The following is a 15,688-nucleotide window of genomic DNA, read 5'->3' on the forward strand; positions in this document are numbered from 1 at the left end:
CACGATGGAATATCGAGGCATTCGCGGTTCTCCGCTGCCGAATCCCGCACCGATCCGCACAAGCTCAGCCGGTCCGGCCGCCCTGGGACCGTTCGACATCACCATCCCCTGGTCGGCGCTGGATTCGGTACTCGAGCCCGGATTGTCCGGAGTCCTGGCGAGCTGAGCGCGCACACTGGAGGTATGGATCCTGTCGTAGCCCTGCGCCAGATCGCCTTCTACAAGGACCGCGCCCGCGAGGACACCCGGCGCGTGATGGCCTACCGCAATGCCGCCGACATCATCGAGGGACTCGATGCCGAGCGGCGCGAACAGCTGGGCAAAGCGAACGATTGGCAATCGTTGCCGGGAATCGGCCCGAAGACCGCGGCCGTGATCGCGCAGGCCTGGGCGGGCCGGGAGCCCGATGCGCTGGTGACGTTGCGGTCGGCGGCGAAGGACCTGGGCGGCGGCGAGTTGCGGGCGGCGCTCAAAGGCGATCTGCACCTGCACTCGAACTGGTCCGACGGCGTCGCCCCCATCGCCGAAATGATGGCCGCCGCACAGGCTTTGGGGCATGAATACTGTGCGCTCACCGATCATTCGCCCCGGCTGACGGTGGCGAACGGCCTCTCACCCGACCGGCTACGGCGGCAACTCGATGTCATCGACGAACTGCGCGAACAGTTCGCGCCCATGCGCATTCTCACCGGTATCGAGGTCGACATCCTCGATGACGGCTCCCTCGATCAGGAGCCCGAATTGCTGGATCGCCTCGATATCGTGGTCGCCAGCGTGCACTCCAAGCTCAAGATGGAATCCGCCGCCATGACCAGGCGCATGGTGCGCGCGGTATCCGGTGGTCAGGCCGATATCCTCGGCCACTGCACCGGCAGACTGGTCGAGGGCAATCGCGGCACCCGCCCGGAATCGGCGTTCGACGCCGAAGCGGTCTTCACCGCATGCCGCGATTACGGCACCGCCGTGGAGATCAACTCCCGGCCCGAACGCCGCGACCCGCCCACCCGGCTGCTGAAGCTCGCCCTGGACATCGGCTGCGACTTCTCCATCGACACCGATGCGCACGCCCCCGGACAACTCGATTTCCTCGGCTACGGGGCACAGCGCGCACTGGACAACGGCGTGCCCGCCGAGCGGATCATCAACACCTGGCCCGTGGACAAACTGCTCGCCTGGACGAGCTAGACCCGTAACCCGCGCCACCTGATTGGGAGCCGCGCGAAAACCAGTGGCGCGCTTATCCGCTCATCGGGCATGGTGATCCCCATGTTCGCGTACCCCATCGCCGTCGCATCCGCAGTCGCGGGTGCGCCGAGCGCTGCGCAGGTTGTCGCGGCATTCGGCGGCGCACGAAGCTGACCTTCTCCGGGACGTCCCGGGACCTCAGACGGGGAAGGTCCGCTTCCTCATGAGGTCCCTGTAATCACGGCTCCCAGACGGAGAATTCATCATGGCCAAGCAGGCCTTCGTGCGTACCAAGCCGCATCTGAACATCGGCACCATGGGTCATGTCGACCACGGCAAGACCACCCTGACCGCCGCCATCACCAAGGTGCTGGCCGAACAGGGCGGCGGTTCCTATATACCGTTCGATCGCATCGATCGCGCGCCGGAGGAGATCGCGCGCGGTATCACCATCAATATCGCGCACGTCGAATACGAAACGGCCACAAGGCATTACGCGCACGTCGATATGCCGGGGCACGCCGACTTCGTGAAGAATATGATCACGGGGGCGGCCCAGCTCGACGGTGCCATCCTGGTGGTATCGGCGCTGGACGGCGTCATGCCGCAGACCGCCGAGCATGTGCTGCTGGCCCGGCAGGTCGGGGTCGAGCACATCGTGGTGGCGCTGAACAAGGCCGACGCCGGTGACGGCGAGCTGCTGGAGCTGGTCGAGCTCGAGGTGCGGGAACTGTTGTCCGCCAACGGTTACGACGGCGACGGGCTGCCCGTGGTGCCGGTTTCGGGATTGCTCGCGTTGCAGGGTGATCCGGAGTGGTCGGCCGCGCTGCTGCGGCTGCTCGCGGCCATCGACGAGTACATCCCGATGCCGGTGCGCTACACCGACGCGCCGTTCCTGATGCCGGTGGAGAACGTGCTCACCATTACCGGTCGCGGCACCGTCGTGACCGGGGCCATCGAACGCGGCCGGGTGCGCATGGGCGACCGGGTGGCGGTGCTGGGGTATGGCGAGGGCCTGGAGTCGATCGTGACCGGCGTCGAAACCTTCGGCCGGACAATGGAATCGGCGGAGGCGGGCGACAATGTGGCGCTGCTGCTACGCGGTGTGCAACGCGGTCAGGTCAGTCGCGGTCAGGTGGTCGCGGCGCCGGGCAGCATTGCCGTGCACACCGGGTTCACCGCCCGGGTGCAGCTGCTCAGCGCGGCGCAGGGCGGGCGGCGCACGTCCATCGTGAGCGGTTATCGGCCGCAGTTCTATCTGCGCACCGGTGACGTGGTGGGCGATGTGGTGCTGCCGGACGGCCGTGCGCATCCGGGGGACACCGTCGAGATGTCGGTGACCCTGGGCCGTCCGGTTCCGCTGGAACCCGGTCTCGGCTTCGCGATCCGCGAGGGTAGCCGGACCGTCGCGGCGGGCACGGTCCTCGCGGTGAGCGAGTAGGCGGCACGCAAGGATCTCGGCCCCGGGCATTCACCCCCGGGGCCGAGAATTCCACGCTCCCACCGTGTGTCGCGAGAATTTGGACTGGTCGGTCTGTCGCATAGTCTGACGGCATGACCTCTCGTCGCCGGAAGTTTGCCGCTGTTCTCGGAGTGACCGCCCTCGGCGCGGTCGCGCTGACGGGTTGTTCGAGCGGATCGGACCGGGACGCCGATCGCATCGACGTCGGCGTGCTGGTCATCACCATGTTCGATCCCGAGAACCAGGTCTGGCTGCAACGGGAGCAGCTGCCCACCACCGTCGAAGTCGCGGGTGCGTACAAACCGGTGCGCTGCAATGACGATCACCTGTGCGTGGCCGAGACCGGCCAGGGCAAGGCCAATGCCGCCACCACCATGATGGCCATCCTCGGCAGCGATAAATTCAATTTCGACCGGGCGTATTTCCTCACCGCGGGCATCGCGGGCACCCCGCCTGACCGGGGCACCCTCGGCTCGGCCGTCTGGGCGCGGCGGGTGGTCGATTTCGATCTCGGCAATCACCTGGATCCAGCTGAGGCTCCCGGCGTTCCCTACGGCTTTCGTCCGGTGGAGGACTACAACACCGCCGCCTATGACCTCAACACCGCACTGGTGGACAAGGTCTACGACGCCACCCGCGAGGCGACCCTCGCCGACAGCCCGGAGGCGACCGCCGAACGCGCCATGTACCCCGGCCAGGAAGGTCGCAAGCCCTCGGTCATGAAGTGCGACACCATGACCGGTGACGACTTCTACTCCGGTAAACCGCTCTCGGATACCGCCCGCTACATCATGGGCCTGCGCACCAAAGGGCAGGGCGATTACTGCACCACCCAGATGGAAGACAATGCCACCGCCACCGCGCTCGAGGCGCACGGTTATCTCGACCGCTATCTCTCACTGCGCACCGTGAGCAATTTCGACCAGCCGTATTCGGGGCAGTCGGTCGTCGATCACATCGACCACTCCACCGCGGGGTTCCAGCTGGGCCTGGACAACGCGTACACGGTGGGCCGCGCCGCCGCCGACTACCTGTTGAAGAACCCGCCCGCGAAGTGAGGGCTATCCGGCGGAAACGCCTGCGGGAGTGAGCAATCGGCGCGCGGGGGCCGGGTTCAGCACGCGGGCGGCCAGGGCTTCGGGCGCACCCGCGCGACCGCGCATACCCGGGAAGGCGTTGACGTCGATGATCACGGGCGAACCGTGCACCTCGAGCATGTCGACGCCGTAGATATCGAGGCCGAACACCTCTCCGACCGCCAGCGCCAGATCGGCCCACGGATGCGGAATCCGGGACGCCCGGTCCGGCAGCCGAGGGTCGGGCGCGAACTCCGATTGCCGCAGCGCGGCGAAGACCTGATCGTCGATCACCCAGAGTTTGTGATCCCAGCCGGTGCCGGGGGTGAAGTCCTGCACCACGATCGGCTCATCCGGCCAGCGCTGCGTCACCGCCCGCAGTTCCTCGGCATCGGCCACCCGGGTGACGAGATCACCGCGGCGGCTATGCCTGCTCTTGATCACCAGTGGTCGCTCGAAATCACCGAGATGACGCGGATTGGGCAGCACGGTGGTCGCGGCGAACGGAAATCCGGCCTCCACCGCCCGTCGCGCCATGAACGCGCGATCCTGGCAGAATTCGGTGCTCGCGGCCGAATTCAGTACCGGCACACCGCTATCCTCCAGTGCGCGCGCCAATCGCAGAGCTGCGGGAGTGCGGGCCTTGAGCAGGTAGATGTCCGCCGGATTCGCCGGTGGCACAGGGGTTTGTGGTGCGAGATGTTCGATGCGATGGCCGTGCGCGGTGAGCAGCGCGGTGGTCTCGGCCAGGAGCGGATGACCCGGATCGCCGGTCAGCAGTCCGATGCGCATTACCGCACCCCCACCGCGAGCGGTTCGGCGAAACGGGTTTCGCGCATTCGCGGTTCGAAGCGCCAGGCCGAACCGCCGCGCGCCAGGTCCACGATGGCGCGGGCCACGGTCGGCACCGCCTGCGGCATCTGACCGAAGCTGGGAAAGTCATTGACGTCCACCACGATCGGGCCGTCCGGGCCGCGCACGATATCGAGACCGTACAGATCCAGGCCGAACACCTCACCTACTCGCGTCGCGATCTCGGCGATCTCGGGTTCCAGGGTCACCGCGCGATCGGGTGCTTTGCGGCCGCCGGTGCGCAGCGGAGAGACACGCTCGGTGCCGTACACCTGCCCGCCCACGCAGTAAACCTTCAGATCCACACCGGAATTGGGGACGAATGGCTGCGCGATGAGCAGGCCCTGATCGGCGCGGTCGATGGCGGCCAGATGTTCGGGTCGCTCCACCACGCGCACATCACGTCCGGAGCTGCCGTCGGCGGGTTTGACCACCAGTGGGAAGCGTGCGGCCGGAATCCGCGCCAGATCGCGCGGCCGGGCCGCCGCCCAGGTGGTGGGCACGGGCAGGCCGTGCGCGGCGGCCAGGGCCGCGGCGCGGGCCTTATCCCGCACGCCCCGAATGGATCTCGCGTCATTGATGGTGGTGAGCCCGGATGCCGCGGCGGCCTCGAGCAGTCCCAGTCCCGGTCCGCCGGAAACCGTCTTGAGCACCCACGCGTCATGGTGCCCGCGTTCGACCAGCGTATTCAGATCCAGCAGCTCACCGCCGGGCCGCACCACGTCCACCCGATGACCCCAGGCTCGCAGTTGGTGAATCACGCTGCGCGGCATGCCGTCCCGGCGGTACTGCTCCTCCACCAGAAAACACAGACTGACTCGCGCCGCCATTCGTTCCCGCTCCCACATTTTGCTGTTCCCGCCCCGAGCGGTCCAGAATTGATCGCCGATTGTTCACCAAGATCATCGCTCTGGCAACCGATAGCGCAACACCACGGCCGCAACGGATCTCGCCGGTGTGGCCGCGATTCTCTGGTCCAGCAGGGCATCTCGGCACGACCATGGAGTGATGGAACGAGGTCACTATGAGGACGATCACCGCGCTTTCGCCGAACTGGCCCGCGGTTTCGTGCGCAAAGAGGTTGCGCCGCACTATCTGGAGTGGGAGGACGCGGGCATCGTGCCCCGCGAGGTCTTCGCCCGCGCCGGGGAACTCGGCCTGATCGGATTCGCCGCACCCCGCGAATACGGCGGCCTCGGCGTCGCGGACTTCCGCTTCAATCAAATCCTCATCGAGGAATTCATGGATGCCGACTGCGCGGGCGTCGGCCTGAATTTCGCGCTGCACAACGATATCTGCACGCCGTATCTGACCGGGCTCACCACCGCCGCACAACGCGAGCGCTGGGTGCCCGGCTTCGTGGCGGGCACCTCGATCGCCGCCATCGGCATGACCGAACCCGGTGCCGGATCCGATGTCGCGGGCATTCGCACCGCCGCGGTGGATAGGGGCGATCACTTCCTGGTGAACGGCGCGAAGACCTTCATCACCAATGGCATCAACGCCGATCTGGTCATCACCGCGGTCCGCACGTCCCCCGATCGCCATCGCGGTCTCACCCTGCTGGTCATCGAACGCGGTATGTCCGGCTTCGAGCGCGGCCGCAATCTCGACAAACTCGGTCTGCACTCGCAGGACACCGCCGAGTTGAACTTCACCGATGTGCGCGTCCCCAAGGAGAATCTGCTCGGTGAACCGGGCCGCGGCTTCGAATACCTGATGCGGAACCTGCCCCAGGAGCGCATGCAGATCGCCGTCGCCTGCCTGGCGCGCGCCCGCGCCGCCCTGCGCACCACCGTCGAATACGTCTCCGGCCGAACAGCTTTCGGGCAATCCATCGGCGCGTTCCAGAACACCAAATTCGTGCTCGCCGACGTCGCCACCGAGATCTCGGTCGCCGAGGCGTTCATCGACAAATGCGTCCTGGAACTCAATGCCGCCCGGCTCACCCCGGCCGATGCCGCCAAAGCCAAACTCTGGGCCTCGGAAATGGAATTCCGCTGCCTGGACCGCTGCCAACAACTGTTCGGCGGCAACGGCTATATGCGCGAATACCCGATCGCCCGCGCCGCGGCCGACGCCCGCGTCACCCGCGTATACGGCGGCACCTCGGAGATCATGCGCGAAATCATCGGCCGCGACCTGAAACTCACCTGACCGCAGCCGAACCCATTCCACCCGCGATACGAACGACACCCCGAGCGCACCGGCAATAGCGGTGCGCTATCGGATTCCTGACGTAGGCTCGCCCGGCGTGTGGCCCGGTGTGTTCAAGTCGTCGTCCTCGGGAGAATGATTTGGCGTTTCTGCGTGCTCCAATGGCATTCGCGCTGTCGATAGCCTGTGTGGCAGGGGCTTTCGTCGCCGCTCCCGCATCGGCGGAACCACCGCAGATCGATGATTCGCTCGGCTCACGCCTGGTCCTCGGGGTGGCCGGACTGCCGCCCATGCAGGGGTTGCTGCAGATCTCGCGGCAGCTGTTTCCGGAGCGCGGGCCGTATGTGCCGTGGACCTATCAGTTGCCGCCCGCGCCGGTTCCGCATACCCCGGCCCGGGGTGTGTGCCCGAGTGGCTCGGATCAATGCATCGACGACACCATCGCCGAGATGGAATCGCGGGCCACGGTGATGAAGGCCGACTGCGATGACAACGCGCCGCTGCTGCTGAGCTATCTGCACACCACCAAGGGTGAGCGGGAAATCGCGCGCGAGCGTGGGGGATTCGAGCATCCGGCACATGTCAACGATTGGTCGACCACCTACGCGCACCACTACTTCGACGCCATCGACAACTATTACGTGAACGGCCGGCCGGATCTGGTGCCGGAGTCGTGGAAGCAGAATTTCCGTGCCTCCGATGATCATTCGCTCACGGTGTTCGGCAATGTGGCGGTCGCCTACAACGCGCACATCACCCATGATCTGCCGATCGTCATCGCCGATATGGGCGTCACCGCGCCCGACGGCACCTCCTACAAGCCCGACCACGAGAAGATCGACGAATTGCTCGCGGCGGCCGAGGAGGGAACCGTCGCCGAACTCGCCGCCCTCTACGGCGCGGTCGACCCGGCGATGGCGGCACCCTATGAGATGGAGCCGCTCACCGCGATCGCCTTCGGCCAGGCGATTCAGATCTGGCGCGAATACGCCTGGCGCGGTGGGGAACAGCTGCTACTGGCCCCGACGCCGGAGGCGAAGAGAGCGGTCGAACAGCAGATCGACAATCTCTCCAATCTGCTCGGCGAGGTCATCCTGCGGCTGTTCGCCCGCACCGATCCGGGACCGCATCGCTCGCACTGCCCGGCCGGATAGCGCCCGGGGCGCTAGCGCTTCAGGCCGTAGGATGCGGCGATCATGCGTTCCATCACCGTGCGTGGCAGCAGGCGGCGGAGCGCGAACATGACCGGGGCGTTGGAACCGACGGCGTAGAGCGGTTTCGGGCGGTCCGCCGCGACCGCGCCCAGGATGGTTTTCGCCACTCGTTCCGGGGTGATGCCCTGCCCCATCTTCTCGTCCATCTTGGCCATGAAACGGGCGAAATCGGCTGTGTGGGGCGAACCTTCGTCGATGTACTTGGTGCGGCGCTCGCTCAGGCCGGTATCGATCTGGCCCGGTTCCAGGGTGGTGATCCACACCCCGAACGGGGATTCCTCGAAGCGGGCGGCGGTGGCGAAACCGCGCAGCGCGGCCTTGGTGGCGGCGTAGGAGGAGCGGTAGGGCATGGGGAAACTGCCCAGCATGGAGCCGACCATGACGATGCGGCCGTATCCGCGCTCGCGCATACCGGGCAGCACCGCCTGGGTCAGTGCGACCGGACCCAGCACATTGAGCTGGAACAGGCGCTCGATCGCCGCGGCCGGCAGTTCGGCCAGCGGTCCGGCCTGGCTCTCCCCGGCATTGTTGATCAGCACGTCGACCGTGCCCAGCGCGGTGACGAAGGCCGCGATGGATTCGGCGTCGGTGAGGTCGAGCGCCCGATAGTCCACCCCCGGTACCCGATCGGCCACCGCGATCGTGTCCGGATTGCGGCTGGTGCCGATCACCTTGTCGCCATTGGCTGTGAAGGCCGCGGCGGTCGCTTTACCGATACCGGACGATGCGCCGGTGATCACCACGGTGCGGCTGGAATGCGTGCTCATGAACCTGAACGTTAGCGGGTCCCTCGTCCGGGCGTCTGCGCCGATACCCGTCACCCGCGCACGAGCGAATACCGAGCCACACTCCTACTCCGAAGGCCGGAAGGGCCAGAACAGGCAGTATCAGGATTGTGTGTGAGCTCATGATGCGGATTCCCTCGCGTCGTCACCGATCCGGCAAACCGGATGAGTGTCAATCGCGGTGGCGCGATTTCTGTTACGTGACGAAACGAGACCGCCGGGAAGGTATTGCGGCGCAGGAGTATAGGGAGATGTCCCAACCTTATGGGAAACTGACTCAGACACGGCGGATTCGGCATATCGTGTGACTGTCCGGGTCGCCCCGGGCCGAGTGTGGATGGAATCGATGGGGACCCGGATAGATGTTCGAGTGGGATCTATTGCGCGACAACGCTGAACGCACGCTATGGGCGCCCGCGCCGGGCATACCGCCGGCCGCCTGCCTGGCCGTACTGAGCAGTCGCACACTGCGCGATGCGGTCGAGGTGGCCATGCGATATTCGGAACCGCCCTATGCCGCTGGACAATTGACCTTCGCCGAAGCCGCGGGCGAGGCCCGGCTGATCTTCCACGATCACGAGATTCCGGAGGACGCGCGCGCCGCCCACACCGAGCGGGTCATGACCGCGATCCAGCTCTTCGGCCGGGAACTGCTCGCGGTCGGCATGCCCATGCACCGGGTCAGCTTCCGGCACGGCGGTCCGGCCGATACCTCCCGCTACCGGGCCATCTTCGGGATCGACCCGATCTTCGGCGCGCCCGCCAACGAGGCCGCCTTCGACAGCATGTACCTGGACCTGCCACTTCCGCAGCCCACCGCGTGGGTGCGCGGCACCCGCGAACAACTGTGCCGAAACCTGCTGACCCGCAGACACGCTCGGGAGGGCGTGTCCGGGACGGTACGAGACCTGCTGGTGCGCAACCCCGATGCGGTACCCGATCAAGCCGCGGTGGCCGCCGAACTGTTCATGAGCCCGCGCACCCTGTCGCGCCGCCTCAACGCCGAATCCACCTCCTTCCGCGCACTGCTCGACGAAGTCCGGCAGATGCTCGCCGAAGAGCTGCTGTGCCACACCGAGATGACCACCGAACAGGTGGCGACCCGCCTGGGATATGCCGAGGCGGCCTCGTTCATCCGGGCCTTTCGCCGCTGGCGCGGCTGCCCGCCGCAGGAATTCCGCGTTCGTACCCAGCGTGCCAATTCACCTATCCCGCAACCGGTATAGGTGCGGCGAGCGTAGACCCGCGGAATTCGGCACCCGCGGCTTCGTGAATCGGGACGATATCTGTCATCGACTAATGCCCCGCCGGACGTCGATACTGGAGATCGTGAGCGTATCCGGATCGTCCATTCCGCAGCGGGATCGAATCGAGCGGTTTCTGACCGAGCACGGGGCGGAGAGCATTCCGCATCCGGGCGGGACGCTGCTGGCGCATTTGAAACGGGTGGCGGATCTGCTCGCCGAATGGGACGCGGATTCGCATATTCAGGCGGCCGGGCTGTGCCATGCGGCGTACGGCACGGACGGGTTCGGGCAATCGCTGCTCGATCTCGGGGAGCGGGCGACCCTGGTGAATCTGCTGGGGGAGCAGGCCGAGGCGCTGGTGTACTTCTACGGCAGTTGCGATCGGGGCGAGACCTATCCGGGGCTCGACAGTTCGCCGGTGCGGTTCCGGGATCGGTTCACCGGGCAGGATCAGCACCCCGATCCGGCGACGCTGGCCGCGTTCATGGAGATCACCGCGGCGAACGAGCTGGATGTCATGACGCAGAATTCCGAGCTGGCGGCCGAACACGGTGCGGCGCTGCACGGATTCTTCGGGCGGACCGCGCATTTGCTGTCGCCCAAGGCGTGGCACGCGTGCCATACCTGCCTGCCGCCGATCAATCCCTGAGATCGCCCGGCGGGAAGATCAGGGTGAAGCGCGCACCCCGGCCCGGTTCCGAGCTGACGGTGATGCGGGCGGCATGCAGATCCGCGACCTGGGCCACGATCGCCAGGCCCAGTCCGTGTCCGGCGGTGGCGCGCGCGGTTTCGGCGCGGTAGAAGCGGTCGAAGATATGAGCCGCGTCCGCGGCGGTGATGCCCGGACCGTCATCGCGGACGATGAGTTCGCGACCGCGCACCGTGACCGCGACGGTGCCGTCCGGCGGACTGAATTTCGCCGCATTGTCGAGCAGATTGGTCACCGCGCGAGCCAGCCGGGCCGGGACGCCCGCGATGGTCACCGGTGTGAGGTCGGCCGCGAAGGTGATTGCGGGCCAATGCCTTCGGGCCAGCTCGACTCGTTCGCCGACCAGGGTGTCCAGGCGCAGATCCTCCAGCGGTTCACGGACCGACGCCGGATCGTCGGTGCGGGCCAGATCGATGACATCGGTGACCAGACCCGAAAGTTCCTCCGATTGCACGCGCAATGCGGTTGCGGTCGCATCGAGTTGGGCGGGGGACAGGCGGGCCGCGCGGCGCAGCAGATCGATATTGGTGCGCAATGCGGTGAGCGGGGTGCGCAGCTCATGGGAGGCGTCCGCGATCAAGCGCTGTTGTGCCGCACGGGAATCGCGTTCACCGCGCAGGGCGGCGTCGAGTTCGTCGAGCATGGTATTGATGCTGGCGCCCAGGCGCGCCAGTTCATCGTGACCGGTAATGGTGATGTGCTGGTTGGGATCTCGGGTGCGCGCCACCCGCTCGGCGGCCGCGGTGAGCGTGGCGACCGGGGCCAGCGCACGGCGGGCCAGCACCGTTCCGGCAGCTGCCGCGAGCAGTGTGCCCGCGGCAGCCGCGATGAGCAGCGCGAGGCCGACGCGGCGCAAGCCGATATCGACCGTATCCGAACGCTGCGCCACCTGCACCGCGCTGCCGGGCCGCAACGGTGCGGTGTACATGCGCATGGCATAGCCGCCCAGGGTGATATCGGTGAACCCGCCATCGGCCGAACCCGCTGCCACCGCACGGGTTTCGGCATCCACGGGCAGCGTATGCCCGGGCACATGTTCGGATTCGACGGTGCCGTTGGCCGCCACCACCTGCACGCAGCTCGGCGCGGCCAGATATTCGCAGGAGCCGGACATGGCGGCCACCTCCGGTTCGACCGGGAACTGCCGCACGATTCGGGTAGCTTGGCGGCGCAACCCCAGATCCAGCTCACTGTTGAGCTGATGCCCGACCACCACGTAAGCCGCCGCGCCCATCGCCGCCAGCGCGGAAGCCATTGCGAGCACGAAGAATACGGCGATCCGGCCGCGCAGTCCGAGCCGCCTCACGCCGCACCCAGTCGATAGCCGACCCCGCGCACGGTGTGGATCAGCGGAAGTTCTTCCGGCGCTTCGATTTTGCGCCGCAGATAGCGAATGTAGACCTCCAGTGAATTCGAGGACTGATGTCCCCAGACGCGATCGATGAGCGTCTCCCGGGTCAGGGCCTGTCCGGCATTGCGCAGCAGCACCTCCAACAGCGCGAATTCCGTCCGGCTGAGCTCGATTTCGCGCGTGCCGCGTTTGACGGTGTGCGCGCCGGTGTCCATGACCAGATCACCGGTCGCCAGCAGAACACCGTCCTCGGGATAGGTGCGCCGCACCAGTGCCCGCACCCGCGCCAGCAATTCGTCGAGATCGAAGGGCTTCACCAGGTAGTCATCGGCACCCGCGTCCAGGCCCTCGATTCGATCGGCGACCGCGTCCCGGGCGGTGAGCATGAGAATTGGGGTGCGATCGCCGCGCCCGCGCAGTGTGCGGCAGGCGGTCAGACCGTCCATGAACGGCATGAGCACATCCAGCACCACCACCTCGGGCTGCCAGCGGGCAATCTGTTCCAGTCCGGCGCCGCCATCGGCAGCCGCATGCGTCTCGTACCCCTCGCTGTCCAGGGCGCGCACCAGCGCCTCCCGTACCGAGGCTTCATCGTCGACCACCAGGACCCGCACGTATCGGACTATACGTAATATCCTCACCTGCGCCTTTCTCATCGGACTCTCATCTGCGGGCGTGAGGGTGAGGCCCATGAGACTTCGGAGATCGCATCGGGCACCCGCCGTGATCGCGCTGTTGAGCCTGGTCGCCGGTGGGCTCACCGCCTGCGGGCATGAGCTCGCCCCGGTGGCACCTCGGGTTAGTGGCAATCAAGTGGTTATCCCGATTTCGGGTGGGTCGGCCGAGGTCGACACCACGTCGCTGGCGGTCAGCGCGCTGGCCGATGGGCAGCGATTCGAACTGTCCGCCCCGGCGGGTGATCCGCTCGGCGCACCCGGGCCGATTCAGCTCGAGGGCGGCGAGGCGCACTGGACCTATCCGGACAGGGCGCTCGCGGTTACCGCGACCGCCGTCGACGGCCGTTTACGTGTCACGCTGCGCGGCAATCGCGATGCGCGGCTCACCTGGCCCGTCACCGGCGGTGACGGTACGGCGGCCGCCCTGCAACTTCCGCGCGGCGAGGGCTTGAATCTGCCCGTGCGCGACCGGTTCTGGAATGGACCCGACACCGGCCTGGTCGGCGAACCGCTGTCGCTCACCGCCGGCTTGACCATGCCGTTCTGGGGTTACACCCTGGGAAGTCATGGCGTGAGCTATTCCGTGCCCACCGATATCGGCAGCAGCCTCACCGTGACATCCGAGAACGGCGCGCTGCGGGCGCGGGCCACACACGATTTCGATGAACGCGCGGGCAGCCGGGACTACACCGTCAACTTCGCGCTCACCGATGGCTCACCGGTCGCCGCAGCCAGGGACTATCGCGAACAGCTCATCGGCACAGGCGAATTCGTCACACTGAAGGATAAGATCGCGCGCAATCCGGAGACCGCGAAACTGCTGGGCGCATTCCACGCCTACCTGTGGGGCGACGGTCGTGATCCGGAGGCGATTCGTCAGATGCGCGATCTGGGTCTGACCCGAATGTGGCTCGGCTATGACGCCGACGACCACCCCATGACCGGTCAGGCCGTCGATGCCGCCAAGGCCGCCGGATACCTTGCCGGACCCTACGATTCGTGGGACAACGCCCAGGACCCCGCCACCGCCGACAATCCAGGCTCCCGCTGGCCGGGCACGGTATGGCCGGACGGTTGTGTCCACGATGCCGACGGAACTCCCGAGAAAGGCTTCGGCGGGCGCGGTTGCTACGTGAGTTCACAAGCGCTGAAACAGGATCCGACGCTGTATCGGGATCGCTACGCCGACATGTCCGCCAATGGTGCGAACACCTACTTCCTCGACGTCGACGCCGCGGGCGAGTTCTTCGACGACCACACCGCCGCCCACCCGATGAACCAGGCACAGGATCGGGCCAATCGCCTGGAGCGCATGCGCTGGCTGGAGGATCGCGGCCAGGTCCTGGGCTCCGAGGCCGCCGGAGCCTGGGCCGCACCGGTGCTGGCGTTCGATCACGGCGCCCAGAACCCGATTTCGGACGGCCTCTGGAAGTTCCAGCGCAACCGCGACGTCTGGGGCGCGTACTACCCCGATAACGCGCCGAATATGTTCTTCAAACCGGTCGACCTCCCCGAACCTCTGGTCCGAGCCATGTTCGACCCCGCGTACCGCATACCGCTCTACGAAACCGTCCTGCACGACTCCCTCGTGAACACGGACCGCTGGGAACTCTCGTATTACAAACTGCCCCAACAACAAACCATGCGCGCTCTCACCGCCATCCTCAACAACACCCCTTTGAACTTTGCTCTCGACCGCGCCACCCTCACCGCCCACGGCTCCGAAATCGCCCGCCTGCAACAGTTGTTCGCTCCGCTGCACGAGGCCGCGGCCACCCGGCCCATGACCGACTTCCGCTGGCTCACCGACGACCATCAGGTCCAGCGCACGGTCTTCGGCAATGGCACCCTGACGGTCACCGCCAACTTCGGCACCACGGACTACCGGGGCCTCCCCGGCGGATGCGCGGATGCTCAACTGGAGACCGACAAGACCCCGCGACGATTGTGCCCGGCCCCATGAGGGAGTCTCGCGCGATGGCAGGGTCCGGGCCCGTTGCGGCATCGGATGCGGGAGTCGCCGGTAGCCCGCGTGGTCGCGGACGATCGGTCGTATTCCTCGGTGCGGCAGCGCTACTCACCGTGATCATGCTCGGCCACACCTGGATTCCCGAGGCCGGGGGTCTGGGTGTGGCAGTGGATATCGCCGCGCCCTGGCTGGGCACGCTCGTTCCGGTCCTGGCGGTCACCGCGGTGCTGTGCCGCTGTCCGGCCGGTGCGGTGGCGATGCTGGCACCGCTCCTGGCCTGGGCCTATCTCTTCGGTTCGTGGTGGGCTCCGGGTCCGGCTGTTCGCCCGGGTCCGGCCGCGACCCCGTTGCGGGTGGTGTCGCAGAACCTGTTCGCCGCCAACGCGTCTCCGGGGGCCAGCGCTCGCGCCCTGGTCGCCGCCGAGGCGGATATTCTGGCCGTGCAGGAGCTCGGCGGCACCAATCGGGAAGCGGTCGTGCGCGTGCTGGACGACACCTACGCCTACCGCACCGAGTTGGGCACCGTCGGACTGTGGAGCCGGTATCCGATCTCCGATACGACCCCGGTCGATGTCGGCGTCGAATGGCATCGTGGACTGCGAACCCACATCGCCACTCCCGCAGGCGATCTCGTGGTGTATGTCGTGCACCTGCCGTCGATTCGGCCCGGTGCGATCACCGCCCGGGATGACGGCCTGACCCTGCTGTCGCGGGAACTAGCCGCCGATGACGCCGAACATATTGTCGTAGCGGGTGATTTCAATACCGCGACCACCGACCAGCGCTGGGCGGGGTTCGCCCCCGGTTTCCGCGACGTCCACTCCGGCGCGGCCTTCACCTGGCCCGCCTCGTTCCCGATCGCTCGCCTTGATCACATTCTGGTGCGCGGGATGGGTGTCACGAACACCTCGGTGCTGCGTGTCCCCGGCCCGGACCATCGGGCCATCTCGGCAGAGGTCCAGCCGGAGCGAACGCGGTGACCTGCGTGTGATCGACCGCGCCCG

General features: G+C 66.9%; 15 protein-coding genes. 10 read left to right on the top strand and 5 right to left on the bottom strand.

Going from position 1 to position 15,688, the window contains the following annotated elements:
* Positions 1–4 precede the first annotated feature (4 nt).
* The 4 genes from AB0L82_RS09575 to AB0L82_RS09590 all read left to right on the top strand — a co-directional run bounded on the left by AB0L82_RS09575 (position 5) and on the right by AB0L82_RS09590 (position 3,705).
* On the top strand, positions 5–166 hold the full coding sequence (locus AB0L82_RS09575; protein ID WP_364633297.1) for a hypothetical protein: 162 nt from the start codon (positions 5–7) through the stop codon (positions 164–166).
* 17 nt (positions 167–183) lie between these two features.
* On the top strand, positions 184–1,185 hold the full coding sequence (locus tag AB0L82_RS09580) for a PHP domain-containing protein (RefSeq protein WP_364633299.1): 1,002 nt from the start codon (positions 184–186) through the stop codon (positions 1,183–1,185).
* Positions 1,186–1,450: 265 nt separating this feature from the next.
* Positions 1,451–2,626, top strand: a complete 1,176-nt coding sequence (gene tuf, locus AB0L82_RS09585) for an elongation factor Tu (protein WP_364633301.1) — start codon at positions 1,451–1,453, stop codon at positions 2,624–2,626.
* A 113-nt stretch (positions 2,627–2,739) separates the two neighbouring features.
* Entirely contained in the window at positions 2,740–3,705 is a 966-nt protein-coding gene (locus AB0L82_RS09590) for a purine nucleoside permease (RefSeq protein WP_364633303.1), read from the top strand.
* A 3-nt stretch (positions 3,706–3,708) separates the two neighbouring features.
* Here the strand turns inward: AB0L82_RS09590 and AB0L82_RS09595 are convergent, their stop codons facing one another.
* Both AB0L82_RS09595 and AB0L82_RS09600 read right to left on the bottom strand, forming a co-directional pair.
* Positions 3,709–4,515: a hypothetical protein gene (locus AB0L82_RS09595; RefSeq protein ID WP_364633305.1), complete on the bottom strand. Its 807-nt coding sequence runs from the start codon at positions 4,513–4,515 to the stop codon at positions 3,709–3,711.
* Positions 4,515–5,405: an ATP-grasp domain-containing protein gene (locus AB0L82_RS09600; RefSeq protein WP_364633307.1), complete on the bottom strand. Its 891-nt coding sequence runs from the start codon at positions 5,403–5,405 to the stop codon at positions 4,515–4,517. Before AB0L82_RS09600 ends, AB0L82_RS09595 begins: the two co-directional genes overlap by 1 nt.
* A 178-nt stretch (positions 5,406–5,583) precedes the next feature.
* Between AB0L82_RS09600 and AB0L82_RS09605 the strand changes: the two genes are divergently transcribed.
* The gene (locus tag AB0L82_RS09605; protein WP_364633309.1) at positions 5,584–6,732 is read left to right on the top strand and encodes an acyl-CoA dehydrogenase family protein; all 1,149 of its coding nucleotides are present in this window, start codon (positions 5,584–5,586) and stop codon (positions 6,730–6,732) included.
* 161 nt (positions 6,733–6,893) lie between these two features.
* Positions 6,894–7,886: a DUF5995 family protein gene (locus AB0L82_RS09610; RefSeq protein ID WP_364633311.1), complete on the top strand. Its 993-nt coding sequence runs from the start codon at positions 6,894–6,896 to the stop codon at positions 7,884–7,886.
* An 11-nt stretch (positions 7,887–7,897) separates the two neighbouring features.
* Here AB0L82_RS09610 and AB0L82_RS09615 read toward each other — a convergent pair whose 3' ends face one another.
* Entirely contained in the window at positions 7,898–8,713 is an 816-nt protein-coding gene (locus tag AB0L82_RS09615; RefSeq protein ID WP_364633313.1) for an SDR family oxidoreductase, read from the bottom strand.
* A 380-nt stretch (positions 8,714–9,093) separates the two neighbouring features.
* Here AB0L82_RS09615 and AB0L82_RS09620 point away from each other — a divergent pair, with 380 nt between their 5' ends.
* Positions 9,094–9,957, top strand: coding sequence for an AraC family transcriptional regulator ligand-binding domain-containing protein (locus AB0L82_RS09620; protein ID WP_364633315.1), 864 nt, complete (start codon positions 9,094–9,096; stop codon positions 9,955–9,957).
* A gap of 103 nt (positions 9,958–10,060) precedes the next feature.
* On the top strand, positions 10,061–10,627 hold the full coding sequence (locus AB0L82_RS09625) for a DUF6817 domain-containing protein (protein ID WP_364633317.1): 567 nt from the start codon (positions 10,061–10,063) through the stop codon (positions 10,625–10,627).
* Here AB0L82_RS09625 and AB0L82_RS09630 read toward each other — a convergent pair.
* Positions 10,617–11,993: a HAMP domain-containing sensor histidine kinase gene (locus AB0L82_RS09630; protein WP_364633319.1), complete on the bottom strand. Its 1,377-nt coding sequence runs from the start codon at positions 11,991–11,993 to the stop codon at positions 10,617–10,619. The two genes, AB0L82_RS09625 and AB0L82_RS09630, sit on opposite strands and share 11 nt — an antisense overlap.
* On the bottom strand, positions 11,990–12,652 hold the full coding sequence (locus AB0L82_RS09635) for a response regulator transcription factor (protein ID WP_364633321.1): 663 nt from the start codon (positions 12,650–12,652) through the stop codon (positions 11,990–11,992). Before AB0L82_RS09635 ends, AB0L82_RS09630 begins: the two co-directional genes overlap by 4 nt.
* A 76-nt stretch (positions 12,653–12,728) precedes the next feature.
* Between AB0L82_RS09635 and AB0L82_RS09640 the strand changes: the two genes are divergently transcribed.
* Both AB0L82_RS09640 and AB0L82_RS09645 read left to right on the top strand, forming a co-directional pair.
* Positions 12,729–14,678, top strand: a complete 1,950-nt coding sequence (locus AB0L82_RS09640) for a glycoside hydrolase (RefSeq protein WP_364633323.1) — start codon at positions 12,729–12,731, stop codon at positions 14,676–14,678.
* A 14-nt stretch (positions 14,679–14,692) separates the two neighbouring features.
* Positions 14,693–15,664: an endonuclease/exonuclease/phosphatase family protein gene (locus tag AB0L82_RS09645; RefSeq protein ID WP_364633325.1), complete on the top strand. Its 972-nt coding sequence runs from the start codon at positions 14,693–14,695 to the stop codon at positions 15,662–15,664.
* The last annotated feature ends 24 nt before the right edge of the window (positions 15,665–15,688 follow it).

Origin of the sequence: Nocardia sp. NPDC052001 (assembly GCF_040680615.1) — a bacterium.
Lineage (GTDB): Bacteria > Actinomycetota > Actinomycetes > Mycobacteriales > Mycobacteriaceae > Nocardia.

Excerpts from the sequence above, each read along its gene's own strand:
- AB0L82_RS09590 (WP_364633303.1), top strand. The coding sequence starts at position 2,740 with ATGACCTCTCGTCGCCGGAAGTTTGCCGCTGTTCTCGGAGTGACCGCC.
- AB0L82_RS09580 (WP_364633299.1), top strand. The coding sequence starts at position 184 with ATGGATCCTGTCGTAGCCCTGCGCCAGATCGCCTTCTACAAGGACCGC.
- AB0L82_RS09640 (WP_364633323.1), top strand. The coding sequence starts at position 12,729 with ATGAGACTTCGGAGATCGCATCGGGCACCCGCCGTGATCGCGCTGTTG.
- tuf (WP_364633301.1), top strand. The coding sequence starts at position 1,451 with ATGGCCAAGCAGGCCTTCGTGCGTACCAAGCCGCATCTGAACATCGGC.
- AB0L82_RS09610 (WP_364633311.1), top strand. The coding sequence starts at position 6,894 with ATGGCATTCGCGCTGTCGATAGCCTGTGTGGCAGGGGCTTTCGTCGCC.
- AB0L82_RS09600 (WP_364633307.1), bottom strand. The coding sequence starts at position 5,405 with ATGGCGGCGCGAGTCAGTCTGTGTTTTCTGGTGGAGGAGCAGTACCGC.
- AB0L82_RS09620 (WP_364633315.1), top strand. The coding sequence starts at position 9,094 with ATGTTCGAGTGGGATCTATTGCGCGACAACGCTGAACGCACGCTATGG.
- AB0L82_RS09595 (WP_364633305.1), bottom strand. The coding sequence starts at position 4,515 with ATGCGCATCGGACTGCTGACCGGCGATCCGGGTCATCCGCTCCTGGCC.
- AB0L82_RS09575 (WP_364633297.1), top strand. The coding sequence starts at position 5 with ATGGAATATCGAGGCATTCGCGGTTCTCCGCTGCCGAATCCCGCACCG.
- AB0L82_RS09605 (WP_364633309.1), top strand. The coding sequence starts at position 5,584 with ATGGAACGAGGTCACTATGAGGACGATCACCGCGCTTTCGCCGAACTG.
- AB0L82_RS09615 (WP_364633313.1), bottom strand. The coding sequence starts at position 8,713 with ATGAGCACGCATTCCAGCCGCACCGTGGTGATCACCGGCGCATCGTCC.
- AB0L82_RS09645 (WP_364633325.1), top strand. The coding sequence starts at position 14,693 with ATGGCAGGGTCCGGGCCCGTTGCGGCATCGGATGCGGGAGTCGCCGGT.